This is a genomic window from Neptuniibacter sp. PT8_73, from assembly GCF_047778045.1.
Taxonomy (GTDB): domain Bacteria; phylum Pseudomonadota; class Gammaproteobacteria; order Pseudomonadales; family Balneatricaceae; genus Neptuniibacter.
The window spans coordinates 685,410-710,034 of record NZ_CP180545.1 but is presented as its reverse complement, the minus strand read 5'-3'; the positions used below and the strand labels follow the sequence as shown (position 1 = coordinate 710,034).

Annotated in this window: 27 protein-coding genes; 4 read left to right on the top strand and 23 right to left on the bottom strand. The window is 44.5% G+C overall.

The annotated features are described in order from the left end of the window. Nucleotides 1-107 precede the first annotated feature (107 nt). Nucleotides 108-281 (top strand): hypothetical protein, encoded by a 174-nt coding sequence (locus ACMXYN_RS03090; RefSeq protein ID WP_415893447.1) that lies wholly within the window; start codon nt 108-110, stop codon nt 279-281. Between the two features lie 59 nt (nt 282-340). On the opposite strand, the gene ACMXYN_RS03085 is transcribed toward ACMXYN_RS03090, so the two are convergent. The 4 genes from ACMXYN_RS03085 to ACMXYN_RS03070 form a co-directional block, all read right to left on the bottom strand. Further along, nucleotides 341-949, bottom strand: a complete 609-nt coding sequence (locus ACMXYN_RS03085) for a DoxX family protein (protein ID WP_415893446.1) — start codon at nt 947-949, stop codon at nt 341-343. Nucleotides 950-978: 29 nt separating this feature from the next. Next, the gene (locus ACMXYN_RS03080; protein WP_415893445.1) at nt 979-1,755 is read right to left on the bottom strand and encodes a DUF2063 domain-containing protein; all 777 of its coding nucleotides are present in this window, start codon (nt 1,753-1,755) and stop codon (nt 979-981) included. Then, complete coding sequence (locus ACMXYN_RS03075; protein WP_415893444.1) at nt 1,736-2,587, bottom strand: DUF692 domain-containing protein; 852 nt, start codon at nt 2,585-2,587, stop codon at nt 1,736-1,738. Before ACMXYN_RS03075 ends, ACMXYN_RS03080 begins: the two co-directional genes overlap by 20 nt. 75 nt (nt 2,588-2,662) lie before the next feature. Then, entirely contained in the window at nt 2,663-3,115 is a 453-nt protein-coding gene (locus ACMXYN_RS03070) for a hypothetical protein (protein WP_415893443.1), read from the bottom strand. 322 nt (nt 3,116-3,437) lie between these two features. On the opposite strand from ACMXYN_RS03070, the gene bioA reads away from it, so the two are divergent. Continuing rightward, nucleotides 3,438-4,724 carry an adenosylmethionine--8-amino-7-oxononanoate transaminase gene (gene bioA / locus ACMXYN_RS03065; protein ID WP_415893442.1) on the top strand — a complete coding sequence of 429 codons (1,287 nt, stop codon included), beginning with the start codon at nt 3,438-3,440 and terminating at the stop codon, nt 4,722-4,724. 9 nt (nt 4,725-4,733) lie between these two features. After that, entirely contained in the window at nt 4,734-5,165 is a 432-nt protein-coding gene (locus ACMXYN_RS03060) for an acyl-CoA thioesterase (protein ID WP_415887012.1), read from the top strand. Between the two features lie 54 nt (nt 5,166-5,219). On the opposite strand, the gene ACMXYN_RS03055 is transcribed toward ACMXYN_RS03060, so the two are convergent. The 19 genes from ACMXYN_RS03055 to rpe form a co-directional block, all read right to left on the bottom strand. Next, entirely contained in the window at nt 5,220-5,600 is a 381-nt protein-coding gene (locus ACMXYN_RS03055) for a Na+/H+ antiporter subunit G (protein ID WP_415893441.1), read from the bottom strand. A 9-nt stretch (nt 5,601-5,609) separates the two neighbouring features. After that, on the bottom strand, nt 5,610-5,879 hold the full coding sequence (locus tag ACMXYN_RS03050; RefSeq protein ID WP_415883529.1) for a K+/H+ antiporter subunit F: 270 nt from the start codon (nt 5,877-5,879) through the stop codon (nt 5,610-5,612). Beyond that, nucleotides 5,873-6,361 carry a Na+/H+ antiporter subunit E gene (locus ACMXYN_RS03045; RefSeq protein ID WP_415893440.1) on the bottom strand — a complete coding sequence of 163 codons (489 nt, stop codon included), beginning with the start codon at nt 6,359-6,361 and terminating at the stop codon, nt 5,873-5,875. Before ACMXYN_RS03045 ends, ACMXYN_RS03050 begins: the two co-directional genes overlap by 7 nt. Before the next feature lie 3 nt (nt 6,362-6,364). Further along, on the bottom strand, nt 6,365-7,882 hold the full coding sequence (locus ACMXYN_RS03040; RefSeq protein WP_415894459.1) for a monovalent cation/H+ antiporter subunit D: 1,518 nt from the start codon (nt 7,880-7,882) through the stop codon (nt 6,365-6,367). Then, the gene (locus ACMXYN_RS03035; RefSeq protein WP_415883527.1) at nt 7,882-8,238 is read right to left on the bottom strand and encodes a Na+/H+ antiporter subunit C; all 357 of its coding nucleotides are present in this window, start codon (nt 8,236-8,238) and stop codon (nt 7,882-7,884) included. Before ACMXYN_RS03035 ends, ACMXYN_RS03040 begins: the two co-directional genes overlap by 1 nt. Beyond that, nucleotides 8,238-11,039 (bottom strand): monovalent cation/H+ antiporter subunit A, encoded by a 2,802-nt coding sequence (locus ACMXYN_RS03030; RefSeq protein ID WP_415893439.1) that lies wholly within the window; start codon nt 11,037-11,039, stop codon nt 8,238-8,240. The genes ACMXYN_RS03035 and ACMXYN_RS03030 overlap by 1 nt, the downstream gene beginning before the upstream one ends. A 430-nt stretch (nt 11,040-11,469) precedes the next feature. Beyond that, nucleotides 11,470-12,864: a replicative DNA helicase gene (dnaB, locus tag ACMXYN_RS03025; RefSeq protein WP_415894458.1), complete on the bottom strand. Its 1,395-nt coding sequence runs from the start codon at nt 12,862-12,864 to the stop codon at nt 11,470-11,472. Between the two features lie 91 nt (nt 12,865-12,955). Continuing rightward, complete coding sequence (gene rplI, locus ACMXYN_RS03020) at nt 12,956-13,402, bottom strand: 50S ribosomal protein L9 (protein ID WP_415883525.1); 447 nt, start codon at nt 13,400-13,402, stop codon at nt 12,956-12,958. 37 nt (nt 13,403-13,439) lie between these two features. Further along, complete coding sequence (locus tag ACMXYN_RS03015; RefSeq protein ID WP_415893438.1) at nt 13,440-14,294, bottom strand: hypothetical protein; 855 nt, start codon at nt 14,292-14,294, stop codon at nt 13,440-13,442. 18 nt (nt 14,295-14,312) lie between these two features. Next, complete coding sequence (gene rpsR, locus ACMXYN_RS03010) at nt 14,313-14,540, bottom strand: 30S ribosomal protein S18 (RefSeq protein WP_007020960.1); 228 nt, start codon at nt 14,538-14,540, stop codon at nt 14,313-14,315. A 23-nt stretch (nt 14,541-14,563) separates the two neighbouring features. After that, on the bottom strand, nt 14,564-14,983 hold the full coding sequence (gene rpsF, locus ACMXYN_RS03005; RefSeq protein WP_415883523.1) for a 30S ribosomal protein S6: 420 nt from the start codon (nt 14,981-14,983) through the stop codon (nt 14,564-14,566). Nucleotides 14,984-15,132: 149 nt separating this feature from the next. Continuing rightward, nucleotides 15,133-16,770, bottom strand: a complete 1,638-nt coding sequence (locus tag ACMXYN_RS03000; RefSeq protein ID WP_415893437.1) for a cache domain-containing protein — start codon at nt 16,768-16,770, stop codon at nt 15,133-15,135. Nucleotides 16,771-16,992: 222 nt separating this feature from the next. Continuing rightward, nucleotides 16,993-17,400, bottom strand: coding sequence for an OsmC family protein (locus ACMXYN_RS02995; RefSeq protein WP_415888066.1), 408 nt, complete (start codon nt 17,398-17,400; stop codon nt 16,993-16,995). 18 nt (nt 17,401-17,418) lie between these two features. Beyond that, nucleotides 17,419-18,228, bottom strand: a complete 810-nt coding sequence (trpC, locus tag ACMXYN_RS02990; RefSeq protein WP_415887005.1) for an indole-3-glycerol phosphate synthase TrpC — start codon at nt 18,226-18,228, stop codon at nt 17,419-17,421. Nucleotides 18,229-18,231: 3 nt separating this feature from the next. After that, complete coding sequence (gene trpD, locus ACMXYN_RS02985; protein WP_415893436.1) at nt 18,232-19,254, bottom strand: anthranilate phosphoribosyltransferase; 1,023 nt, start codon at nt 19,252-19,254, stop codon at nt 18,232-18,234. An 18-nt stretch (nt 19,255-19,272) separates the two neighbouring features. Continuing rightward, on the bottom strand, nt 19,273-19,866 hold the full coding sequence (locus ACMXYN_RS02980; protein WP_415893435.1) for an aminodeoxychorismate/anthranilate synthase component II: 594 nt from the start codon (nt 19,864-19,866) through the stop codon (nt 19,273-19,275). Nucleotides 19,867-19,912: 46 nt separating this feature from the next. Next, nucleotides 19,913-21,397, bottom strand: a complete 1,485-nt coding sequence (gene trpE / locus ACMXYN_RS02975) for an anthranilate synthase component I (protein WP_415893434.1) — start codon at nt 21,395-21,397, stop codon at nt 19,913-19,915. A gap of 648 nt (nt 21,398-22,045) precedes the next feature. Further along, complete coding sequence (locus ACMXYN_RS02970; protein WP_415893433.1) at nt 22,046-22,720, bottom strand: phosphoglycolate phosphatase; 675 nt, start codon at nt 22,718-22,720, stop codon at nt 22,046-22,048. Beyond that, nucleotides 22,720-23,397: a ribulose-phosphate 3-epimerase gene (rpe, locus tag ACMXYN_RS02965; RefSeq protein WP_415893432.1), complete on the bottom strand. Its 678-nt coding sequence runs from the start codon at nt 23,395-23,397 to the stop codon at nt 22,720-22,722. Before rpe ends, ACMXYN_RS02970 begins: the two co-directional genes overlap by 1 nt. A gap of 88 nt (nt 23,398-23,485) precedes the next feature. Between rpe and ACMXYN_RS02960 the strand changes: the two genes are divergently transcribed. After that, nucleotides 23,486-24,622, top strand: a complete 1,137-nt coding sequence (locus tag ACMXYN_RS02960) for a DUF3530 family protein (protein ID WP_415893431.1) — start codon at nt 23,486-23,488, stop codon at nt 24,620-24,622. The last annotated feature ends 3 nt before the right edge of the window (nt 24,623-24,625 follow it).

Here is a 24,625-nt window from a genome sequence, read left to right as displayed (position 1 = left end):
TCAATATTTAAACAAAACTTTGACTAAAGTATAAAACCCGATTAAAATGCTCAGGCTTTTATTTGGGATAGAAGTCTGAAGGAGTCAGGTTAACTATTGAGGTGTATATGAACTTTACTTTTGCACAAGCTGAACAAATGATCGAAGAATCCAGCGCACTGTTTGAATGTTATTTAGAGCGTGTTTTAGAATCTGAATCCTTTACCGATCTTATTAGTGCATCTCATTGGTATAACGACGCATTTGTGTCTCTGATCGTTAATCCGACACAACCTCGTTAATCGATATTTATCCCCAATAAAAAAGGCCTCTAAATCGAGGCCTTTTTTATATCTAAATTCTAATCTTGTTTACAGCAGCGGCGGATCCAATAATCCACACTCACGAATCGCCCAGCACCAGTAAAGAACAAACTGAACAACATCACGAAATAGGTGATAGCAAACTCTATCCCGTTATTTAAAATAACAACAGATCCACGCCCCGTGAGCCAATCGTAGTGCCCATGTTCCTGCAGCAAACTCTTAGCCGCAGCTAAACGCTCTTGAGCCTCCATGACCCTGTCATTGGCCAACCAACTACCACCATCAGAGATAGCTAACCAACCGTTTTCCCAATGCACGGCAAATGCAGCCACTAGCATAGTTATCATTAACGGAATGCTAATCCAGCGCACAGCAAAACCAATCAGCAGTAACACACCGCCAATTAATTCAGTACCGGTAGCCATCGCAGCCAGGAGTTCGGGGAACGGTAAGCCTAGACCCCACTCTTTGTTTCCAAACCACTCAACGGTGTTCTCGAAACCAATATATTTATTCCAGCCCGCCTGCAAAAACACAGGCGCGAGATACAATCTCAATAACAAAGGCGCTAGACCATCTGCACACTTCGTATTATCTAAGATATCTTGTAGACGACTAACAAAACTAACCGTAGGATTCGACATAACTTCACCCGTTATCCAATGAGTGGTAACTAAACTCTTGTACCTAACACTATGCCCTTAGAACGCAGATGCTCCAATGTACTTAAACCGCCTGAAACGACTTGGGATGGATCAGGATGCTGCATCTCACTCGCGATTTGCTGTAACGCCTGCTCACCCGTGAGCGATTCATCTTCAGATAACAGGTACAACAACCGTCCAGTCACTGAATTAACTTCCATAAACTGCACTTCATCTTCGCGATTACGGTAAGCAATCAAAAAAGTTGGTGTGCCTGATGGTTCTGTCGGCTGATTATCTGGACGCACACAATGTACCGGATACTGATAAGAGAGAAGCCAAGCCAAAGGCGATTGCACGGGATGTTGCGTTAACAGATCGCCATTAACATCAACATTTTGCAAAGGTAGTTCTATCTCTGATGCATCTAATGCAAGTTCAACCCATTCATAATGAATTAGCTCTAAAAGAAACGCCGGATCATCTGCTTGCGGTTCTCGTTCATTTTGAACGTAAGCAATAAACTCCTGACCGATTTCAAGAAAGTAAGGAGTATGGCACCGATGTTTATCAAAAAAACCGCGCGCCAACTTATTCCAATACTCTTTCGAACTGATCTGTTTTAAAACCGGGAAATTTCCAGACAAAAAACCTTCAACATTATTAAAGAAGAGGTCTCGGTAAATACCCATACGACGGTCTTCGATACCATCAGGACCATCATTCTCATCTGGATTTCGAATATGTGCAGCAAACTCGTATTGCAGCTGCTGGAACTTAGGCATTTCAAGCAACGGTTTGTGCATGGCGCATCTTCCATTGATTTTGATAAGAACGAACCTGATCTACCTCCGCTAATAGCTCAGGCAGCGGCGGAATATTAAAGTCACGCTCTAATAAGGTCGGCACTAAACCAAATTGGTCATAAGTGGATTCCAACAAAGACCAAACTGGATCAACAACAGGCGCTCCATGTGTATCAACGATAAGGTCTTCAGCCTCGTTGTAATGACCTGCGATATGAAGATACATAATCCGTTCTGCAGGCATTGCCCTCAAGAACGCCTTAGCATCATAGCCATGGTTGATACTGTTTACATAGATGTTATTAACATCGAGCAACAGATCGCAGTCCGCTTCTTCCAAGACAGCTAACAAGAATTCTTGCTCAGTCATCTCAGCACCTGGCGCGGCATAGTACGAGACGTTTTCCATCGCAATTCTTTGCTCAAGTACATCTTGAACCTGACGAATCCGCTCTGCTACGTATTTCACCGCTTCAGCAGTAAAAGGGATCGGCATCAAATCATAAAGATGACCATCATCAGAACAGTAGCTGAGATGTTCAGAGTAACCGCGAATATTGTGTTCTTTTAGAAAGGCTTTAAGACGAGTCAAAAAATCCATATCTAAAGGAGAAGGGCTACCGATAGATAGAGATAGACCATGAGCCATAAAAGGGTGTTTTTCGGTATATTGTTTAAACGCTTTACCGAAACGCCCACCGAGCCCCATCCAGTTTTCCGGCGCAATCTCTAGAAAATCAAATCCATTTGGATCAATATCTTTTAATGTCTCAGACATACAACGGCGAAAGCCGAAGCCTGCCCCTGTAACGGGATAGCGGTCTTTATTCATGAAACACCTAGCCTTTAAGTCAAAAGACCCTGAGGGCTCAGGGTCTCTATTAAGTATTACAAAGCGTAATTGGGCTTATTTAGAACCGCCACATTTACCTTCGCCACACTTGCCTTCAGACTTAGCAGCTTTATCACCACCGCACTTGCCTTCACCGCATTTGCCTTCAGATTTTGCAGCTTTGTCACCGCCACATTTACCTTCACCGCACTTACCTTCAGACTTAGCAGCTTTATCACCACCACACTTACCTTCGCCACATTTGCCTTCAGACTTGGACGCTTTATCACCGCCACACTTGCCTTCACCGCATTTGCCTTCAGACTTCTCAGCTTTCTTACCACCGCACTTACCTTCGCCGCATTTGCCCTCGTTCATAGCAACTTGCTGGCTGTAACCAGAAGATAGGTCAGTTGTAGCAAATGGGTTTTCTGCAGCTGTCGCAACAGGCGCCGCTACCATACCAGTCATAAATGCTGCACCAACAGCGGCAACCATAGGTTTTACAGATGTATTGTTATTAGCCATTCTTAATTCACCCCAAAATTGAAAATATTTATTATCTTGCGTTAGTTGTAAAACTCAGAGCCTGTCACGAGCTCTTGCGTTTGTGACTACAGCTTGTGAATAAAGTTTCACCAAGTTCTAAATTAAGTGAATTTTTTTTCATAATCACTCATTTTTTATTAGTTTTTTCGCTTATTTATTAACATGTTACAAAAAAATCATATTTTAGAGCTTTCTTACATAACAATCGCTCAGAGATAAAATAAGAACTGCTCTTGATCAAAAATTTTAAGCAGGCTCTAATACTCCTAATTAAAAATTTCGATTAAGGGCACTCCTAAGCATGATCACTTCTGAGCAGGTTTCTTTTGACCAGCAACATATTTGGCATCCCTACTCATCCATGATCAACCCTCCCGCGGTTTACCCTGTCGAATCGGCTAGCGGTGTTAAATTAAAGCTAAGTAACGGCAAAGAACTTATCGATGGTATGGCATCGTGGTGGTCAGTTATTCACGGCTATAACAATCCAGAATTAAACCAAGCAGCACATGAGCAGATCGATAAGGTGGCGCATGTCATGTTTGGCGGCCTTACGCATGAACCTGCAATCAATCTATGCCAAAAGCTGGTAGAGATGACTCCTGCCAATCTCGATAAAGTGTTTATCGCAGACTCAGGCTCTGTTGCCGTTGAGGTCGCTCTTAAAATGGCCATTCAATATCAACACGCCCGCGGTAAGCCAGAAAAACATAAGCTACTTACCATTAAAAATGGCTATCACGGTGATACCTTTGGTGCGATGGCCGTATGTGATCCGGTTACGGGCATGCATGAAATTTTTACTGGTGTACTACCACAACATTTCTTTGCGCCAGCTCCTCAAACAAAATTTGAACAGAGCTGGGATGAAAGCGATATCGCTCCTTTACGCCAATTACTTGAACAACATCATTCAGAAATAGCAGCACTGATCTTAGAGCCCGTTGTTCAGGGCGCAGGCGGTATGCGCTTTTACTCACCGCAGTATTTGAAAGAAGCTCGCGCACTGTGCACTGAATTTGATGTATTGCTTATTGCCGACGAGATTGCGACTGGTTTTGGTCGAAGTGGTAAGCTGTTTGCGTGTGAACATGCAGGTATCGAACCTGATATTCTTTGTCTGGGTAAGGCGATTACCGGCGGTTACATGTCATTAGCAGCCACTCTTACTACGACACATATCGGCGAAACCATCTCAGCAGGTGGTGCTGGCTGCTTTATGCACGGCCCCACATTTATGGGCAATCCTCTAGCATGCGCGATTGCCAATAAAAGCTTGGAGTTATTGGTTAAAAACGATTGGCAGACAAACGTCGCTCGGATCGAAGCCGGATTAAAAGTAGGCTTAGCACCTGCAGCGGAATTAGATAATGTACATGAGGTACGTAGCTTAGGCGCTATTGGCGTCATCGAGATGAAAGAAGCTGTTAATACTGCCAAGATTCAAAAGCTATTTATAGAGCGCGGTTTGTGGATAAGACCCTTCGGCAAACTAGTGTACGTGATGCCACCTTACATCATGACAAACGATGAATTAGAAAAGCTCACCTCTGGAATGGTAGATGCTGTCTCAGTTTACAAACCTTAAGGATTAGATATGGCCCGCATTAAGCTAGACATGCCTGACAACTATATTTTTTCCACAGAATTACCTGTGCGAATCAGTGATATTAATTACGGTGGCCATCTAAGTAACGATGCCATGCTCTCTATCGTGCATGAAGCGCGCATTCGCTTCCTCAGCCATTATCATTATGGAGAGTTAGATATTGAAGGGCTTGGCCTTATCATGACTGACTCGGCCATCGTATATAAAGCAGAAGGGTTCCATGGTGACCAACTGCAAATCGATATCGCATTAGCCGATATTAATAAGTATGGATTCGACTTTTTCTATCTGATAACCAACAAGAAAACTGCTGTTGAAGTGGCACACGCGAAAACTGGCGTCGTTTTCTTTGACTACGAAAAACGTAGTGTTACTGCTGTGCCAGAAGCTTTTATTAACAAGGTTATTAAAGACGCTTAAGCAAATATTCCTACACAAAAAAAGGGGCACTCAATGCCCCTTTTTCATAATCATTTAGCCTTCAGGCTTTTCGCTTTGCCCTGGCGGCTCCCGATGTTTCGCCGGTTCAGCTAACTCTTCATTTACGCTGCCTTTATTAATTTTTACTTGCAGGTGTAATGCTGTTTTCGCCAACATCATTGCACTTACAGGCGCTGTAATGAAAAGGAAGATCGTAATCAAAAGCTCGTGAGCACTCACGCCACCATTTCGGTACGAAGTGATCAACATCGAAGCTATCAGAATAGCCCCCATGCCTAAGGTTGTAGCTTTCGTCGGTGTATGCAAACGCATATAAAAATCAGGCATTTTCATTAAACCGATCGAGCCTAAAAGAACAAAAGCTCCACCCATTAGCAGCAATGCCGAGCCAATTAGCTCAATATAAAAACCCATGCTTAATTCCTACTCAATGATGTCGCCACGTAACAGATATTTACACAATGCCGCTGTACTTACGAAACCTAACATTGCAATCAAAAGAGCAGCTTCAAAATAGAGCGACGTGCCCATAATCAAGCCAAACAAAAGGATCAAAGCAATACTATTAATATACATAGTATCCAACGCCAAAATGCGATCAGGCTGATCCGGACCATTAAACAAGGTTACAAGGTTGAGCGTCATCGCAATCACAACCATGGCTGTAGCAGCAATAAGACAGAACATTAACATCCGAAAATCTCCTTCAATGGCTGCTCGTAGCGCTCTTTAATCTCTTTTATAGTTCCCGCCTCATCCACAAGGTTAAGCGCATGCACATATAACCATTTTTGGTCTATGGAGACTTCAGCACTCACTGTTCCTGGCGTTAAAGAGATCGTACTGGCCAATACAGTGATAGGAAAGTCGCCTTCAATATCCAAAGGAATCGCTAAAAAACCTGGCTTCAAACGTTTAGCAGGCCCAAGCACTTGAACAGCCACTTCAAAGTTTGCAGAGACAATATCTCCTAACACTTTTAGAGCATATAAGACCACTTGAACCGGCTTGTTTATATTTAACCGGTGAAGTTGAGTTCCTCTTAACAACAAAGGAATCCCAATCGCTAAAATCGAAGCTAATACCAAATGACCCGGTGCGATCGATTCATTTAGCAACAGCCAAACGACAAATAAAATTAAGCTTTGCCAAGGCATTGGAAAGATCATACGCATACCTTAACCTCCATTCTCATTTGACGCTGGCAGCAACATATAAGGATTTTCTGCTTGCTGATAAATTTGGTTCGCGGTTTCCTGAGTAAACTCAGTCACGGGACCACCAAAGATCACCAATAGCGGCGACATCACAAGTAGGAAGAAGACCGCAACAAACTTTACTTTTGGTAATTTTTCACAGTGGTTTGCATCACCGCTAACTCGCCAAAACAAAGTAGAACCGCCTCGAGACATCGCCACAACGCCCATTAAGCTAGCAAGCAAAATAGCAGACCATGCCCAAGCCATCTCAGCAGGTTCCACAGCCGTTTGCAGTATCATCACTTTCCCCAAGAAACCGGAGAAAGGCGGTAAACCAATCATTGATATAGCAGCTAGCGCAAACGCAATTCCAAGTGGAAGCGACTGACACATTCTACGAGAACGAGCAAAACGATCTGATACTTTACCCCTCTGTTCGGCAATTGCATCAGCAAGTAGGAACATCGCGCCAGTAATAAGCGTTGAATGGATCAGATAATAAAGTGCCGCGGATGCAGATTCAGGTGTATTAATTGCCAAAGCACACAGTAGCGTACCGACAGAAACAATCACTAGATTAGAAACCAACATACGTAATGTCTGACTTGCCAGAGCGCCTATAGCACCCATAACGAGCGTGAGTACCGCGATCGGCCATAGCCAAGGACCAGCAAGATTAGCTAACTCTCCAGCATAGTCACCAAAACCTACAGTAAAGATACGCAAAATACTGTATATCCCTACTTTGGTCATAATCGCGAATAACGCGGCGACAGGGGCGCTAACACTTGAGTAAGTTCTCGATAGCCAGAAGTGCAGCGGGAACATCGCAGACTTCAAACCAAAGACAAGTAAAAGCATCATTCCGCCGATTTGTGCGAGCAATTTATCCTCGCCAGACAAGGTACGAATTTTAACTGCCATATCGGCAATATTTAGAGTTCCCAACACTCCGTACATAATCCCCAAAGCGAAGAGGAATAGTGCTGAACCCACGAGGTTAAGCGTTACATAATGTACGCTTGCCAACGTCTTCTGCTTACCACCGCCGTGTACAACCAACGCATAAGAAGCAAGCAATAACACCTCGAAGAATACGAACAGGTTAAAAATATCCCCTGTTAAGAATGCTCCGTTAATCCCCATCAACTGGAACATAAACAGCGGATAGAAGAACATACCTGCTCGATCATCCCCTGCGGCACCATAGAGCAAAGCACCAAAGGCTAGAACCATGGTCAGCAAGATCATCAAACTAGATAAGCGATCAGCAACAAGAACAATACCGAATGGCGCTTGCCAGTTACCTAACTGATAAATGGTAATTTCACCGCTACCCGCCGTAATCAGCAATTGAATTGCGACAATTAAAGTAACTGCTGCACCAACAAAAGTGATGAACCTCTGACGGTTTAGCGTCGTAGAGAAAGGCGGCAGCATCATAAGCACCGCCGTTAGCATTGGCAGTAAAACAGGTAAAATCGGAAGATGCTGCATCATTTCGACTTATCCTTCTTCTCAATATCCAAAGCTTTTTCACGCCCATCAACATGGTCATTACCCAAATCCGCACGAGCCCTCATCGCTAAGATGACCGCGTACGCCGTCATCGCAAAGCCAATCACGATGGCAGTCAGAACCAATGCTTGAGGCAGAGGATCGGCATATTGTTCAGACGAACCTAAAATAGCAGCCCCATTAACAACCAGTCGACCGCTGGAGAATAGGAAAAGGTTTACAGCATAGGACAGCATTGTCAGTCCCATAACTACAGGGAACGTACGACCTCGAAGAGTCAGAAAAATACCGCAGGTCGTTAACACACCCACGCAGAGCGCATACATTAATTCCATTACAGATTCTCCAACTCACGAGCGTCTACTCGTTCTGAAGTTGTCAATTTACCTAGGTTCGCCAAAATCATCATGGTTGCACCAACAACAGTGAGATAAACACCCAAGTCAAACAACATGGCACTCGCCAGCTCAAATTTGCCGACCCAAGGCCATTTGAAGTAATCAAACCATGAAGTTAGGAATGGACGATCGAATATGAAACTACCGACCCCGGTCATAAATGCAATCAACAGACCGGAACCAATCAGCGCCTGATATTTCAGACGAATGTTCTCTTTCATCCATTCAACACCATTCGCAATGTACTGCTGGATTATTGCCACGGCCGTGATAAGGCCTGCAATGAAACCACCGCCCGGTTCATTATGGCCGCGCAAGAAGATGTAAACTGAGACCAGTAATGCCAAAGGCAGTAACATCTGAGAAATCGTCGACAGTACCATTGGATGGGAATCAGTGCTCCAGTGACGGCCATGCTCATCACCAGAAGGCATGTAAAGACGCATACGAACAATCAGTTTATAGATACCCAACGCTGCAATACCCAGTACCGTAATTTCACCAAAGGTATCAAAACCACGGAAGTCCACCAGAATCACGTTAACCACGTTTGTTCCGCCACCACCTGTTTTACTGTTCGCAACGAAGAAATCAGAGATCGATTCAAGCGGACGCGTCATCATTGCGTAGTTAACCGTACCAATGATGCCACCGATCAATGCCGAGATACTGAGGTCACGAACCAAACGTCGAGGAGACGATTCTTTCGGTGTAGTCTTAGGCAAGAAGAACAATGCAAGCATCAACAGGATGACGGTTACTACTTCTACAGCCAATTGCGTTAGTGCAAGGTCTGGCGCAGAGAAACGAGTAAAGGCTACCGACACGATTAGACCTACGACAGAAAGCATCAGTAGAGAGGTTAAACGTTTTCTGTGCCAAACCATGGTCGCAATCGCAGCCAGGATCAACAGCAAAGCAGCTGTACCCGAAGCATAATCAAGCGGGATTTGTGATCTATTCCCTGCAGTTTCTTGTAAATAAACCAGAGGCATAACTGAAACCGCGAAGATCATAAACAAGAAAATGGACAAATAACGTTGTAGTGAACCGTTTTCAATCCACTCATTAACTGCGCGAGTTGAGTTAACCAGTCTTTGCACCCAACCTTCAAATACCAATTTAGAATCTGGCTCTGGGAATTGGCCTTGGAATTGGAAAAGCTTTTTACGATTGTAGTAGATGATAAAGCCACCGAGCATGGCCAGCACACTCATCAACAACGGTACGTTAAAGCCGTGCCAAATCGCTAAGCTAAATTCAGGCATTGGACCTTGCAGGGTAGCGATTGAAGCTGCATTCAGTAGATCAATAACAACGATGCCTGGAACCAAGCCCACAACAATACAAATAGCGACCAGAATTTCTACCGGTACTTTCATGTAGCGAGGCGGCTCATGCGGTGTTTTCGGCAAATTAACCGGCTCACCATTAAAGAAAACATCATGGATAAAACGCAATGAATACGCTACAGAGAAAGCCGCACCTACTGTCGCCAATACAGGTATAACCCAAGAGAGTGAACCTAGGGTTGCTTGATCCAATGCTTCCGTGAAGAACATCTCTTTAGATAGGAAACCATTTAGCAACGGCACACCCGCCATAGACGCAGCAGCGATAATCGCTAAGGTCGCGGTATACGGCATATATTTCCACAGGCCATTTAGCTGACGCATATCACGCGAGCCAGCCTCATGATCGATAATACCCGCCGCCATAAAGAGCGATGCTTTAAAGGTCGCGTGGTTAATGATATGGAAGATTGCAGCGACTGCAGCCATTCGTGTATCCATACCTAACAACAGCGTAATCAAGCCAAGATGACTGATTGTTGAATAAGCAAGAAGGCCTTTTAAATCATGCTTAAAGAGCGCGATATAGGCACCGACTAACAGCGTACATAGACCTGTGATACTCACAATCAAGAACCACATATCTGTTCCAGATAGTACTGGGTAGAAACGCGCCATCAGGAAGATACCCGCTTTTACCATCGTCGCTGAGTGAAGGTATGCACTTACAGGAGTTGGAGCTGCCATCGCATTTGGGAGCCAGAAGTGGAATGGGAACTGAGCAGATTTTGTAAAAGCCCCCAAAAGCACTAACACCAAGATAAATGGATACTGAGCAGATTCTCGAATTAAGTCACCACTATCGAGCACTGCTTGAAGATCATAACTGCCAACTACTTGGCCAATTAGAATCACGCCTGCTAACAGTGCTAAACCACCCGCACCTGTTACAGTCAGCGCCATACGCGCGCCTTTACGTGCTTCTGTTTTATCTGACCAGAAGCTAATAAGCAGGAAAGAACTAATACTAGTCAATTCCCAGAAGAACCACATTTGAATCAAGTTGCCCGAAGCAACGATCCCCACCATAGCGGTCATGAACAGCATCAAATAGGCAAAGAATTTACCTATAGAGTCTTTCTGGGATAAGTAATACCGAGCATACAAAATGATCAAAAGACCGATGCCCAATATCAACAATAAGAAAAGGAAGCTTAAACCATCGAGTCTGACAGATAGTTCCAAACCAGCCGCAGGCACCCAATCAACAGCGTGAGCAAACACCTCGCCTTGAAGTAACTGTGGACTGATAGAGAGAACTATTCCTAAAGCAACCGCAGGTGCAATCGCAGTTAAAATAGTACAGACGGTTCGACTAAAACGAGCAGCATACAATGGCACAAGGCTGCCCAATAAGGGTAATAACAATACCGCAAACAATTTCATACGTGTCTTTTTCCGGTTAATCCCATTACCAAGAATGGATAGAAATGCGTTTTCACTACTTTGTAACCACCCTAACGTAAGGGCATGAAAACAACCCAATTTTCTATGTTTTTATTCACACTGTCCATGGAAACTCACCTTCCTAAACCCCAATATTCACCAATAAAGTGGGTATTTATCTACATATGAATTTAATAATTTTTTTCGAGCCGTTTCTCACTTAAAAGAGCACTATAGTTGGGCAAACATCAGCACTATTCTAGTGCAAAAACACGCCCTATCCAGATTATTTAGATGTAACGACAGTACCGAATACCAACAACAATAAAACACTATCAGCTTAGCAGTTATTAGAATAACTCTATGATAATTAATTAAAAAGCCAAGATCAGAGTATCAACTTCAGACACTATATCAACCCCAAGTACTTTTAATCATCCATACCAGCATATTGCGCATAGACATCAGGAGCCAAGTTTTCAAACTTAGTGTACTTACCAATAAAGGCCAGACGACTAGTACCGATTGGGCCGTTACGCTGCTTACCAATGATAATTTCAGCAACACCCTTGTGCTCTGAATCTTCGTTATAAACTTCATCGCGGTAGATAAACATAATCACGTCAGCATCCTGCTCAATCGCACCCGATTCACGCAAATCTGAGTTTACAGGACGCTTATTCGGACGCTGCTCAAGCGTACGGTTAAGCTGAGACAAGGCAACAACAGGACATTCAAGCTCTTTCGCTATCGCCTTCAAAGAACGAGATATTTCAGAAATCTCTTGGGTACGACTCTCAATACCCGGGGTTTTCATCTGCATTAACTGCAGATAGTCAATCATGATCAGAGATAATGGACCATGCTCACGCACGATTCGACGAGCACGGGTACGCAATTCGTTAGGACTGATACCTGCCTGATCATCGATAAACAGCGGTTTATCACGCATCATATTGACGGCCGTTGTCAGTTTTGGCCAATCCTCTTCTTCCAACGAACCGGTCCGCACTCGGGTCTGATCGATACGCCCCAACGAAGACAACATACGAGTCATTAACTGTTCTGCAGGCATCTCCAAACTAAACACCAAAACTGGCTTATTACTGGCCATTAAAGCATTTTCCACCAAGTTCATGGCGAAAGTCGTTTTACCCATCGATGGACGCGCAGCAACAATAATTAGGTCGGAAGGCTGAAGACCCGCCGTTTTGGCATCAAGATCATCAAACCCGGTAGTTACACCGGTCATATCCCCATCACTGTTAAATAGGGTATCAATTCGATCTACTGCTTTTTTCAGTAGCTCATTTACACCTTCAGGGCCGCCTTGATTAGGGCGGTCTTCCGCAATTTGGAAGATCTTTTGTTCCGCAGAGTTCAAAATCTCTTCTGAAGATTTGCCATCCGGGTTAAAGGCATCATCAGCGATTTCATTGGCTGCCGAGATCATTTGCCGCAAAAGGGAACGGTCGCGAACAATTTCAGAATAAGCACGGATGTTAGACGCACTTGGTGTGTTCTTAGCAAGCTCAATCAAATAATCTAGCCCGCCCGCACCTTCTAGATCACCGGTACGATCCAACTCTTCAGACAAAGTAACAACGTCAATCGGATTGCCATCATTAACAAGCTTACGCATCGTGCGATAGATTTTGCGATGCTCCTGACGATAGAAGTTATCATCTAGGACCACCTCAGATACGGTATCCCAAGCATTGTTATCCAGCATCAAACCACCCAAAACTGATTGCTCAGCTTCCATAGAATGGGGAGGTACTTTGATCCTTGCTAGATCTTCATCCGTTAGTTCACTTTTTTCCATCATTCACAACAGCCTAAAAACAAAAAAGCACCGCATGGAAAATCCACGCAGTGCTTTATAGTACAGTACAGTACGGCTTAGCTAAAGACGATTACTCGCCTACAACAGCTAGCTTAACTGTAGCAGTAACTTCTGGGTGTAGTTGAATAGCGATGTCGAATTCACCGATAGCGCGTAGAGCACCTTCAGGAAGACGAACTTCACTCTTATCAACGTCTGCACCAGCAGCAGTTACAGCGTCAGCGATGTCACGAGTACCGATAGAACCGAACAACTTACCTTCGTCACCACACTTAGCAGTGATAGTAACTTCTTTCTCGTTCAGCGCTTCAGCACGTGCAGTAGCAGCAGCTAGTTTTTCAGCAGCTGCAGCTTCTAGCTCAGCACGACGCTCTTCAAATTTAGCAACGTTAGCTTCAGTTGCAGGAACAGCTTTGCCCTGCGGTACTAGGTAGTTACGACCGAAACCGCTTTTTACGGAAACTTTGTCACCGAGGTTACCTAGCTTACCAATTTTCTCGAGCAGAATAACTTCCATCTCGTAAACCTCTTTTGTTCTGCAAAGAATTGCAGTCCTAATTCTTAACTGGAATTCGCGCCCTGATATCGACAAAACTATCAATAGCAGCCGCAAATACCAGCAGCGTAATCACATACGGTCCCATAAAGAAGGCTGCAACATAAAAGGCAACCAACCAAGACCTTCCTAAATCACGTTTAGCCAAACTGCCATGCACCAATGCGATACCCGCAATGATCCAAGGTAACAGCAACAGTGGTAACCAGCGTAACGACTCCAGATCTAACTGGTAGCAAACGAACGACGCCGCTATTAGCACTCCTGTATACAGCTGAGGCAGTCTCAATACATGAAACTCTCGCTGAAAACCGCTCGGGTTGTATAACCCAGCTTGCCAAGAGCGCGCCAGCATTACACTGACAAGCATCATTACCGTATGCACTGATGTTAATCCGCCCAACATGAGCTGCCTTAGCTGCTCAGGGTCAAGCTTAACCTCTTGGTTAGCCTGACTAGCTGACTGCACTAAAAACTCATCCAACCGCTTAATTACTTCGTCGAGATAGCTGCTAAGCATAATATCCATGCCTACGCTCGCTATAGCTCCTACAGGGAGCGCAATCATCAGCACTTTCGCCCAAGAAACTGTCTCTCTCAAAGTAATTGCAAGGATATAAGTTCCTACAATTACAGCCAGTGGTGTCGGATCAGACACACTGTATGCCCAGACTCCAGCAGGCAACAATGCCCAAACCAGTAATCCGGTGCCTTCACTTCGGCCTTTACGTAAAGTAACCAAAGCGACGGCAGCTGCACTTACCCAATATAGTAATGGCAGCAAGGCGGCGATAACCGCCACAAAAGCCGCTTGTTTACGGCCTTTCATGACCAATTCGGCCAAGGCACGCATAGCGACTCTCCTACCTAATTACTGATGGCTATCAGTGTAAGGTAGTAGCGCTACGAAACGAGCACGCTTGATAGCAGTTGCCAGCTGACGCTGGTAACGCGCTTTAGTACCTGTAATACGGCTAGGTACGATTTTGCCAGTTTCGGTGATGTAACCTTTTAGCGTGTCCAGATCTTTGTAATCGATCTCTTGAACACCTTCAGCCGTAAAACGGCAGAACTTACGACGGCGGAAAAAACGAGCCATTGTATCTCTCCTCAGAAATTAAATTACTCAGCAGCTTCTTCAGAAGCTTCCGCAGCAGGTGCTGCTTCTTCAGCTGGCTTTTCAGCAGGCTTTTCTTCACGGCGAGGCTTACGCTCTTCGCGAGATTCAGCTGCTTTGATTGGAGAGATCTCAGTGATCGCTTCTTTACGACGGATAACCATGTTACGCAGAACAGCATCGTTGTAACGGAATAGGTTTTCCAGCTCGTCTAGTGTTTCCTGACCACATTCGATGTTCATCAGGACATAGTGTGCTTTATGAGCATTGTTGATTGGGTAAGCCAACTGACGGCGGCCCCAGTCTTCTAGACGATGAATTGTGCCTTCTGCACCTTCAATTAGAGAGGTGTAACGCTCAACCATCGCAGAAACCTGCTCACTCTGGTTCGGGTGAACCAGAAATACGATTTCATAATGACGCATTTTAGCTCCTTTCGGGTTAATAGCCCCCTGACCACACCATGTGGTAGGCAGCAAGGAGATTGGAAATAGTTCTCCAAAGGACGCGTAATTCTACGCGCCTAACAAGAGCTATGCAAGGAAAAGACTAGCAAGAGAGGCATTTAGAAACATCAACTCACTTGATGCATCGACACATAAGCACCCAGCTTCTCACCGGAGGTATCAAATAGCGGCTGACCACTAACATAAACACGTTTAGGCTCACTCGTATTTGAAACAATAACGATCTCTAGATTTGAGATATGCTCACCATTCAACGCCCTAAAGATTGGCCATTGCGATTTATCCAGCTGGGTTACACCATCCGCCGCAAACAACTTAAAGGGCGCATCTTCAAAGCGCTCAAGATGAGCACCTTCGGCCAAGCCCCTAAGCTGATTTACCACACGATTTGAATAGACAAAACGCCCTTCCACATCACAAACCACAACACCACTATCAATATTGGCCAATACCGCTTCCATAAAGTGTGCCTGTTGAGTCAGACGTTTTCTCAAAGCTTCACTTTTTTGCTGATTGTCTTTTAGGAAACTAACCAAACCTTTAAATGCATGAGTCGTGTCAGAGATATCATGAAATATACTGGCACCAGCGTCGATATTAACCTCCAGCTGACCCTTTTTCACCGACTCAACGCTCTGCTGCAATCTAACAATCGGACGAGACAATGAACGCGCAAACCAGATACCAACAATCAAACTGACTAGAGTTATCCCTCCAGCAATAATAAAGTTAAATTTCTGATTTGCTTTAATTTCTGTAAGGAAGTCATCTTCTGGCACATATAAACCCAAGAGCCAAGGCCAGTTATCTGAAAACGGCGTAAATACCGCGTGGTATTTTTTCCCTTCGTGCGTATAGCTAGTATTTACTGCTGTATTTAGTACATACCAACCTGGAGAACGTTCGAGAGAATCAACAGCTGCGCGAGTTGCTTTATTACTCAGCTCACCTACCTTCAACAGGCGTTTGACTTCTACATTCTGAGCATAAGCACCCTGAAGGTTACGGTGCGCAATCACATCACCGTTATTATTCATAATCAACGCGGAAGCATGCTCACTTAATTCCAGGTAACCCAAGAAATCTGATAGAGCTGATAGGTCGATATCCACTCCTACAACTCCGATGAGCTCGCCATTCTTAGTGAAGACAGGACTAGCAACAGTAATCCCGGGTGTTTGAGAGGTAAAAAACAGATAAGGGTCCGTCCAGGTCTGCTGCCTTTCACCTAAGGCTTTCGTAAACCACGGCCGCGTTCTTGGATCATAAGAATCAAATGGATCTTCAGCTGTTTTCACCAGCTCTTGATCCTCACCAAACCAACGATTAACGACCGTTCTTTCCCCAGCCTCTTCATTGATACGCTTAATTTGGTATGAGCTTATTTCAGAGCTTCTACGTACAAAATAGAAATCCCCATCGAGGTTACCGTAATAGATACCTGCAATATGAGGGAACAACATAAGCTGCTCGAAGAAATACTGCTCCATCTCATCGGGACGCTCTTCGCTTACAACCTCGTTCCGAGCCAAGCTCTGGGTCAGACTTACAGCAGAACGCGCTGGAGAAAGGAATTCTTCAGAGTGCTGGATAACTTCGCGCGATAGATTACGCATTAATTTTTGGGCATGGCCTATTAGGACCTGCTCTGTGGTGATGTAGGATGAGGCCAGAATCACACAGACCGTTACGATCTGCAGCGTCACTATACCTATAGCCAGCGTTTTAGATATCGATAAGCGCATTGCCCCACCAAATCCCCTAAATCTTACCCATACAAGCCCTTTTAGGAGATAAAAATCAAACCCTACATCCATCAAAAAGGGGCAACAATAACCTTAAAAAACAAGCAACTAACTAAATAACATTGCAACTAATATAGCGGATAAATAGTGAGACTCCAGTAAAAAATAAAAAAGGGCCACTAAAAAGCAGCCCTTTATCAGGAAAAGCACTCAAAAATAAGATTATTCTACTTCAACAATCTCATAGCTGTGGGTGATTTCAACACCACCTCGCTCAAGCATCAAGGATGCAGAGCAGTATTGTTCAGCCGACAGTTTTACAGCACGCTCGACTTTTTTCTCGCTCAAGCCACGGCCGCTGACTACAAATTTTATGTGGATTTTAGTAAAGACTGCTGGTACTTCGTCAGCACGCTCAGACTCAATTTCTGCAACACAATCAACTACATCTTGACGTGTCTTTTTCAAAATACCCACAACATCGTAACTAGTGCAGCCACCTAGACCTAGAAGCATAAGCTCCATAGGACGCGGGCCCTGCTTCAGCTCGCCATCGATCATTAGATCAAAGCCAGAACCAGTTGTGCCTTGAAAACGCACATCACCATCCCATTTAACCTTGGCACTCATACTCATAAAGCTACAACCTTACTCAAACAATTCTTTTAATTTTTGGCCTGGATTTTCAGCACGCATAAACGCTTCACCTACTAAGAAGCTATGAACGTTATGCTCGCGCATTGCCTGAACATCTTCGCGACTATGTATACCACTTTCAGTAACGACAATTCGATCTTCTGAAATAGAGCTCAGCAAATCATAGGTATTATTTAACGTCACCTCAAAGGTATGCAGATTTCGGTTATTAATACCAACCAACTTATTATTTAGCGGAAGAGAGCGCTCTAATTCATCAGCACCATGAACTTCAATTAACACATCCATTCCCAGCTCAAGCGCCAGACCATTCAAATCAGCCATTTGCTGATCCTCTAAGGCAGATACAATCAATAAGATGCAGTCAGCACCAATAGCACGCGCTTCATACACTTGATATGGATCGACAATAAAGTCTTTACGGATAATCGGCAAAGAACAGGCAGCACGCGCCTGCATCAGATACTCTTCGCTACCGTGGAAATAATCTTTATCCGTCAAAACCGACAAACAACTTGCGCCACCCAACTCGTAAGATTTAGCAATATCAGCTGGCACAAACGGATCTCTCAACAATCCTTTAGATGGGCTATGCTTTTTAGCTTCAGCAATAACCGCAGAACGCCCTTCAGCAATCGCTTTTTCCATATTCGCAACAAAACCACGAGGATCGAAATCACTCCCCTTTTGATCGGCAATACGTGCTTTTAGATCAGCAATAGAAACTTTTGGCTGTCGCTCTGCAACTTCTTGCGCTTTACGGGCAAGAATTTTCTTTAAAATCGTTGGTGTATCTGACATCTTTTAACCCTTAAACGCCTGACTAAAGTCAGCCAATTCTTTAACTTTAGATGCAGCCGCACCACTTAAAATCGTTTCTTTAGCCAACGCCACGCCCTCTTTAAGGCTTGCAGCCTGATCCGAAACATAGAGAGCTGCGCCAGCATTGATAGCAATCATATCAACGGCTTTCGCATGCTCACCAGCAAAAGCCGTTTGAATCATTTCCAAACTTTCAGCAGAGCTATTTACTTGCAAACCCTCTAGCGTTTGCTTGTTAAGGCCCGCATCTTCAGCGGTCAAAGTATACTCACGTACTTCACCACCTTTAAGTTCAGCCACATAGGTATCACCGGCTAAGCTGATTTCATCCAGGCCTTCTGCCGCGTGTACAACCATCGCATGAACTGCACCTAATGCCTGCAAAGCCTCAGCAAGAGGACGACAAAGCGTTTTATCAAACACACCCAATAGGTAATGCTTAACACCTGCAGGGTTAGTCAAAGGCCCCAAGATATTAAATAAGGTTCTTAGGGACATCTCTTTACGAGGACCAATAGCATGCTTCATCGCACTGTGGTGCTGAGGAGCAAACATAAAGCCCAAACCAACCTTCTCAATGCATTGCGCAATTTCTTCAGGCTTAAGCTCTAAATTAATGCCCGCTGTTTCTAACAAGTCAGCAGAACCGGAGCTAGAAGAGACAGAGCGATTACCGTGTTTAGCAACATGACCACCAGCGGCAGCAACAACAAAAGAGCAAGCACTGGAAACGTTAAATAGATTCGCGCCATCACCACCGGTGCCTACGATATCAACGGCGTTAGGCACATTAATATCCACAGGCGTTGCTAGAGATCGCATTGCATCAGCAGCACCAGTTATTTCATTTACAGTTTCACCCTTCATACGCAAAGCGATCAACAAACCACCAATTTGCGCATCGGTCGCTTGCCCTGTCATGATCTGATTCATCACAGCACGCATATCTTCTTGGCAAAGGTCCTGACGATCCACAACCAAAGCTAATGCTTGTTTAATATCCATTGATTATCCTTAGTAATTTCAAGCTGCAGGCTTAGTGCGTTTCAAGAAGTTAGCCAATAAATCATGGCCTTGCTCCGTCAAAATAGATTCAGGGTGAAACTGGACTCCCTCAATATCTAGAGTCTTATGTCTAACACCCATAATCTCATCGAGATTACCCTGTTCATCTTGTGTCCAAGAGGTAACTTCTAAGCAATCCGGAAGCGTATTTTGATCAATTACAAGCGAGTGGTACCGAGTCACTTCTACAGGTTGTGCCAAGCCTTCAAATACACCTGTGTTTTCATGATGAACAGGAGAAGTTTTACCGTGCATCACCTGCTTAGCTCGCACTATATCGCCACCAAAAGCCTGCCCAATACTTTGATGACCTAAACAGATCCCAAGAATTGGCAACTTACCCGCAAAGTGCTCAATCGCGCCTACAGAGACACCTGCTTCATTTGGGGTGCATGGACCTGGAGATATAACAAGATGATCTGGATTCAGCGCTTCAATCTCTTCAATCGTAATTTCATCATTACGATAAACACGCACATCAGCACCAAGCTCACCCAGATACTGAACTACGTTGTATGTAAACGAATCGTAGTTATCGATCATTAATAACATTATTCAGCCCCTAATAAGATGAAATTAGCTGATTGATTTTGCAATATCATAGATTATCCAAGCCTCGCTCAACCATAGCAACCGCACTGAAGACTGCACGGCCCTTATTCATGGTTTCTTTCCACTCCAAACGCGGTACAGAATCAGCTACAACACCTGCACCTGCTTGAATATGCAGCACTTCATCTTTGATAACAGCTGTGCGAATTGCGATCGCTGTGTCCATATTACCATTCCAAGAAAGATAACCTACCGCGCCACCATAAACGCCGCGCTTCACAGGCTCCATTTCATCGATAATTTCCATCGCACGTACTTTAGGAGCACCACTTAAGGTACCTGCTGGTAAAGTTGCACGCAGCACATCCATCGCAGAAACATCCGGCTTCAGCTTGCCGTTTACATTCGAAACAATGTGCATAACATGGGAATAGCGCTCAATAACCATCTTATCAGTTAACTCAACCCCACCAATTTCAGCCACACGGCCAACATCGTTACGGCCCAGATCAATCAGCATCAAGTGCTCTGCGATCTCTTTCGGATCTGCCAGCAACTCTTTTTCCATCGCTAGATCTTCTTCTGGCGTCAAACCACGCTTACGCGTGCCGGCTATTGGACGAACACTCACCTGATTATCTTCCACACGCGCCAATATCTCAGGAGAGGAACCAACCACATGAAAATCATCAAGATTGAGAACATACATGTAAGGGGAAGGGTTAAGGCAGCGTAGCGCTCGGTATAGATCTAACGGCTTGCTTTTAAAAGGAATTGACATGCGCTGAGAAATAACGCATTGCATGATATCGCCATCAAGGACGTATTCCTTGATTTTATCCACAGAATCTTTAAAAGCCTGCTCACCATAGCTGGACTTAAATTCTGTTTCTGATACTTCGCGTTGTTGTTCTGCCGGAGTTGCTTCATAAGGCGTAGCTGCATGAAGCTTCTCCACCAACTGATCAAGACGCGCCTGCGCTTTTTCATAAGCTTGATCTTCAGCTGGGTCTGCATGCGAGATTAAGATCAACTTGCCTGCAAGGTTGTCAAACACAACAACTTCATCAGACACCATCAATAAAATATCAGGTGTACCCAACAGGTCTTCAGGGCAGCTATCTTTTAAGCGCTTCTCAACATAACGTACGCAATCATAGCCAAAGTAGCCGACAAGACCGCCATTAAAACGCGGCATCCCCTCTAACTGCGGCACACGGTAGCGAGCTTGAAATATCTCTACAAAACCCAAAGGGTCAGACATCTCTAACTCTTCTGTAACCTTACCGTTTTCTGTAATTGAGATTTTTTCGCCATGTACTTTCAAAATCGTCCGACAAGGCAAACCGATAATGGAGTAACGCCCCCATTTTTCACCACCTTCAACAGATTCTAAAAGGTAGCTATACGCTGTATTAGCCAGTTTTTTGTAGGTAGATAAGGGCGTATCCAGATCAGCTAAAACTTCACGTGTAACGGGAATGCGGTTGTAATTCTGCGCGGCTAATTCCGCAAATAATTCAGGAGTCATGTCTCTTTCTCATAATGCCAAAAACGATATTAAGGGCGATCTGAGCAGACACTAAATTTATGAAAGGACAAACTTTATGAACCAACGCATTAGAAGAAAAAGCAGCGAGATCTATCTATGCGTCAAAAACCAACCCTAACAGTGCCTGCTGATTAAAAAATCAGGCACGCCATCGCCATCGTTCACCCACGTACGGGAGACGATCTTTTTCAGCATTATTTTTCACGGTCGCTGTAGCAAATAGCATCACGGCAGGTTTAATTAAATTTATGAATAGCCAAAAGATATAGCAGCACCTTATTTGAATCAACTATCACCGCATACTATTCATACATTATTTAGGGACTTTTTCTGTTTTTAATCCCAAAGAACAACGCAAAATGCAGTCAAATAGAAGAACCACAAAAGGTATAAACCTTCGCCAGCAGAAGTGATAGGCAAAAAAAACCCCGACAAGCGGGGTATACAAGTGCTGTGATAAGAATCAGCCAAGTCAGAAAAGCGACTTGGCGGTACAAGCCATTGATAAATGGGGAATGACCTGTGAGCTTCTACAAGAGTAAATCCAGCCTTAAAATATAAAAAATCGATTTTATTTAAATAAAAGATCGTTTTTTACGACGGTTAGGTTTTACAAGCCCTGGATTCTTAAAACAGATGATCTAAACGCCCGACAATCTTATCGGGATTTGATAGAGCAATATCTTCACCATGATTGTATCCATACGGTACACACACCACTGGACAACCCGCTGCTCGCGCCGCAGCCACATCATTCACAGAATCTCCTACCATTAGAGTACTTTGGGGTTCGGCACCGCAGCGCCTCATAGCTTCTTGCAAAGGCATTGGGTGAGGCTTCCGTTCAGATAGACTATCGCCACCCAAAACCACCTCAAAGAAGCCACTAATTCCAAAGCCTTCCAACATACTATGAGTAAACGAGATGGGCTTGTTAGTGACTACGCCGAGCTTAACCCCGCGTTCACGCATCTGCTCTAGACACTCAAGCACACCTGGGTACAACTCACTCAGATCAGAAGTAGATTCAGCATAAAACGCAAGAAAAAGCTCATAAGCCTTATCAAACAGAGATTCTTCAACGCCCTCGCCCGCCATATCGCCAGCCAAGGAACGGCGCACTAAAACTGCTGCACCATTACCTACCCACTGTCCAACTTTGTCGATACCTACAGGCACTCTCTCTATGGCGACAAGCATTCGATCAATTGCCTGAGCCAGATCAGGCACGCTATGAACCAGCGTACCATCTAGATCAAACAGAACGAGCTTTGGGTTTTGCCCCTCAAACAGCTCTTGCATTAAGCAACCTTCGCTTGAGCCAATTCCGCTCTCATCTGAGCGATAGTCGCAGCGTAGTCATCTGTATTGAAAATGGCAGAACCAGCCACAAACGTATCAGCACCCGCTTCTGCAATTTCACGAATATTACCAATACCTACACCGCCATCGATCTCCAAGCGGATATCACGGCCGCTCTGATTAATCATCTCGCGAGCCTGACGCAGTTTATCCAAAGTACCTGGAATGAATTTCTGACCACCAAAACCTGGATTCACAGACATCAATAGCACCATATCCACTTTATCCATTACATATTCCAAGTGGCTTAATGGCGTTGCAGGATTGAAAACCAAACCGGATTTACAACCGCCATCCTTAATCATCTGCAAAGAACGATCGATATGCTCAGAACCTTCTGGATGGAAAGTAATGTAGCTAGCACCCGCTTCAATAAAATCGCCGATGATACGATCAACAGGTTTAACCATCAGATGCACATCAATTGGTGCCTCGATGCCATGCTTTCTCAGTGCACTACACACCATTGGACCAATCGTTAAATTTGGCACATAGTGATTATCCATCACATCAAAGTGCACATAATCTGCGCCCGCCGCCAAAACATTTTCAACTTCTTCGCCCAAACGCGCAAAGTCGGCAGATAGAATTGATGGTGCAATTTTGAAATCAGACATGGAGATTTTCCAGTTACAAATAATTTAGGCATATTTTAGCGGAGCAGACATCTTGCTGTCAGCCTGCTTCTTACTCATAATCGTTCAAATGAAATTATATTCTCTTCTCCTTAGTCTTAGTTTGATTTCCTCTACCGCCTTTTCCGCTGAAGAGGAAGCTAACGCAGGTACTGAAAAAACAGCCAGTGCAGCTCAACCATCAGCACCGATGGTCGAAAGAACTGAGCCCAGTAGAGAAAACAATCTTCGCCAAGCACTCTCATCACACCCTGACCCCAGCACTCAGGTACTACAGCTCGACACAGGAAAAGATGGGGAACAATTACTTGGTTACTATCTAACCGAAGGTAGCGGAATACCACAGGGTGGCGTCATCATATTCCCGGATGAACTCACTCACATGGACTGGCCAGAAAATCTAAACCAAATCCGCACAGGCCTAGCCAATCATGGCTGGTATACATTAGCGGTTTTTTTACCCCAACCGACTCGAGCCTCTCTGCCAAAACGCACGCTACCGGTTTTATCGGCTATAAAACCAACTCAGAGTTCAGACAATCCCCAAGACAGCTCAACAGAACCCGCAGAAGCCCAAGAAGAAACCACAACAGAAAACACCGAAGCACCTTCTGACGCGGCAGCAAACCAACAGGAAAATGCCACTAGCGCGCCCGCAGAGGCAGAGCAAGAACCGGAAGAAAAGAAAGAGAATTACCAAGAGATCGTAACCCGTCTTGGCAACACTGCATTTGAGCACCTCAAAAAAGAGAAAGGCGTCGATAGAGTCCTTGTTTTAGGAGCCGGCACAGGCGCCACATGGGCAGCACAATACGTTCAAAAGCACCAAGAACAACAAAACCTTCGCTTAGTCCTCTTAGATGCACGAGACTCTAAAACAGAGAACGCTCCGCGACTTCTAGAAATATTGCCCGAGATAAAAACTACCGTAATCGACCTACACCATTCTGCACGTAGATCAACAAATACAAATTACAGTGAAAACACACCAGAACGAAGATTGCGATTAGCGCGACATAAGCGCATGAACAACTTCCACCAAAGCCGCCTACCGCAGACTAATGACAATTGGAAAAAAGATAACTCTTGGTTGTTCAAACACGTTCGCGGCATGATCAACACTTACATAATAAAAGCTGAACAACAAAGCCGAAGTATAGATATTCCTTCCGAAGAGCAAAGCAACAAAGAACAAGCCCCTGGCTAAAAA

Excerpts from the sequence above, each read along its gene's own strand:
- ACMXYN_RS03070 (WP_415893443.1), bottom strand. The coding sequence starts at position 3,115 with ATGGCTAATAACAATACATCTGTAAAACCTATGGTTGCCGCTGTTGGT.
- ACMXYN_RS03085 (WP_415893446.1), bottom strand. The coding sequence starts at position 949 with ATGTCGAATCCTACGGTTAGTTTTGTTAGTCGTCTACAAGATATCTTA.
- ACMXYN_RS02995 (WP_415888066.1), bottom strand. The coding sequence starts at position 17,400 with ATGAGTGCCAAGGTTAAATGGGATGGTGATGTGCGTTTTCAAGGCACA.
- ACMXYN_RS03035 (WP_415883527.1), bottom strand. The coding sequence starts at position 8,238 with ATGGAATTAATGTATGCGCTCTGCGTGGGTGTGTTAACGACCTGCGGT.
- dnaB (WP_415894458.1), bottom strand. The coding sequence starts at position 12,864 with ATGGAAAAAAGTGAACTAACGGATGAAGATCTAGCAAGGATCAAAGTA.
- ACMXYN_RS03050 (WP_415883529.1), bottom strand. The coding sequence starts at position 5,879 with ATGTTAATGTTCTGTCTTATTGCTGCTACAGCCATGGTTGTGATTGCG.
- trpD (WP_415893436.1), bottom strand. The coding sequence starts at position 19,254 with ATGGATATTAAACAAGCATTAGCTTTGGTTGTGGATCGTCAGGACCTT.
- bioA (WP_415893442.1), top strand. The coding sequence starts at position 3,438 with ATGATCACTTCTGAGCAGGTTTCTTTTGACCAGCAACATATTTGGCAT.
- ACMXYN_RS03055 (WP_415893441.1), bottom strand. The coding sequence starts at position 5,600 with ATGGGTTTTTATATTGAGCTAATTGGCTCGGCATTGCTGCTAATGGGT.
- ACMXYN_RS03000 (WP_415893437.1), bottom strand. The coding sequence starts at position 16,770 with ATGCGCTTATCGATATCTAAAACGCTGGCTATAGGTATAGTGACGCTG.
- ACMXYN_RS02970 (WP_415893433.1), bottom strand. The coding sequence starts at position 22,720 with ATGCAAGAGCTGTTTGAGGGGCAAAACCCAAAGCTCGTTCTGTTTGAT.
- ACMXYN_RS03015 (WP_415893438.1), bottom strand. The coding sequence starts at position 14,294 with ATGCGTGCCTTGGCCGAATTGGTCATGAAAGGCCGTAAACAAGCGGCT.
- ACMXYN_RS03090 (WP_415893447.1), top strand. The coding sequence starts at position 108 with ATGAACTTTACTTTTGCACAAGCTGAACAAATGATCGAAGAATCCAGC.
- ACMXYN_RS03045 (WP_415893440.1), bottom strand. The coding sequence starts at position 6,361 with ATGCGTATGATCTTTCCAATGCCTTGGCAAAGCTTAATTTTATTTGTC.
- trpE (WP_415893434.1), bottom strand. The coding sequence starts at position 21,397 with ATGACTCCTGAATTATTTGCGGAATTAGCCGCGCAGAATTACAACCGC.
- rpe (WP_415893432.1), bottom strand. The coding sequence starts at position 23,397 with ATGTCTGATTTCAAAATTGCACCATCAATTCTATCTGCCGACTTTGCG.
- ACMXYN_RS02960 (WP_415893431.1), top strand. The coding sequence starts at position 23,486 with ATGAAATTATATTCTCTTCTCCTTAGTCTTAGTTTGATTTCCTCTACC.
- ACMXYN_RS03060 (WP_415887012.1), top strand. The coding sequence starts at position 4,734 with ATGGCCCGCATTAAGCTAGACATGCCTGACAACTATATTTTTTCCACA.
- rpsF (WP_415883523.1), bottom strand. The coding sequence starts at position 14,983 with ATGCGTCATTATGAAATCGTATTTCTGGTTCACCCGAACCAGAGTGAG.
- rplI (WP_415883525.1), bottom strand. The coding sequence starts at position 13,402 with ATGGAAGTTATTCTGCTCGAGAAAATTGGTAAGCTAGGTAACCTCGGT.
- ACMXYN_RS03080 (WP_415893445.1), bottom strand. The coding sequence starts at position 1,755 with ATGCACAAACCGTTGCTTGAAATGCCTAAGTTCCAGCAGCTGCAATAC.
- ACMXYN_RS03075 (WP_415893444.1), bottom strand. The coding sequence starts at position 2,587 with ATGAATAAAGACCGCTATCCCGTTACAGGGGCAGGCTTCGGCTTTCGC.
- trpC (WP_415887005.1), bottom strand. The coding sequence starts at position 18,228 with ATGTCAGATACACCAACGATTTTAAAGAAAATTCTTGCCCGTAAAGCG.
- ACMXYN_RS03040 (WP_415894459.1), bottom strand. The coding sequence starts at position 7,882 with ATGCAGCATCTTCCGATTTTACCTGTTTTACTGCCAATGCTAACGGCG.
- ACMXYN_RS03030 (WP_415893439.1), bottom strand. The coding sequence starts at position 11,039 with ATGAAATTGTTTGCGGTATTGTTATTACCCTTATTGGGCAGCCTTGTG.
- rpsR (WP_007020960.1), bottom strand. The coding sequence starts at position 14,540 with ATGGCTCGTTTTTTCCGCCGTCGTAAGTTCTGCCGTTTTACGGCTGAA.
- ACMXYN_RS02980 (WP_415893435.1), bottom strand. The coding sequence starts at position 19,866 with ATGTTATTAATGATCGATAACTACGATTCGTTTACATACAACGTAGTT.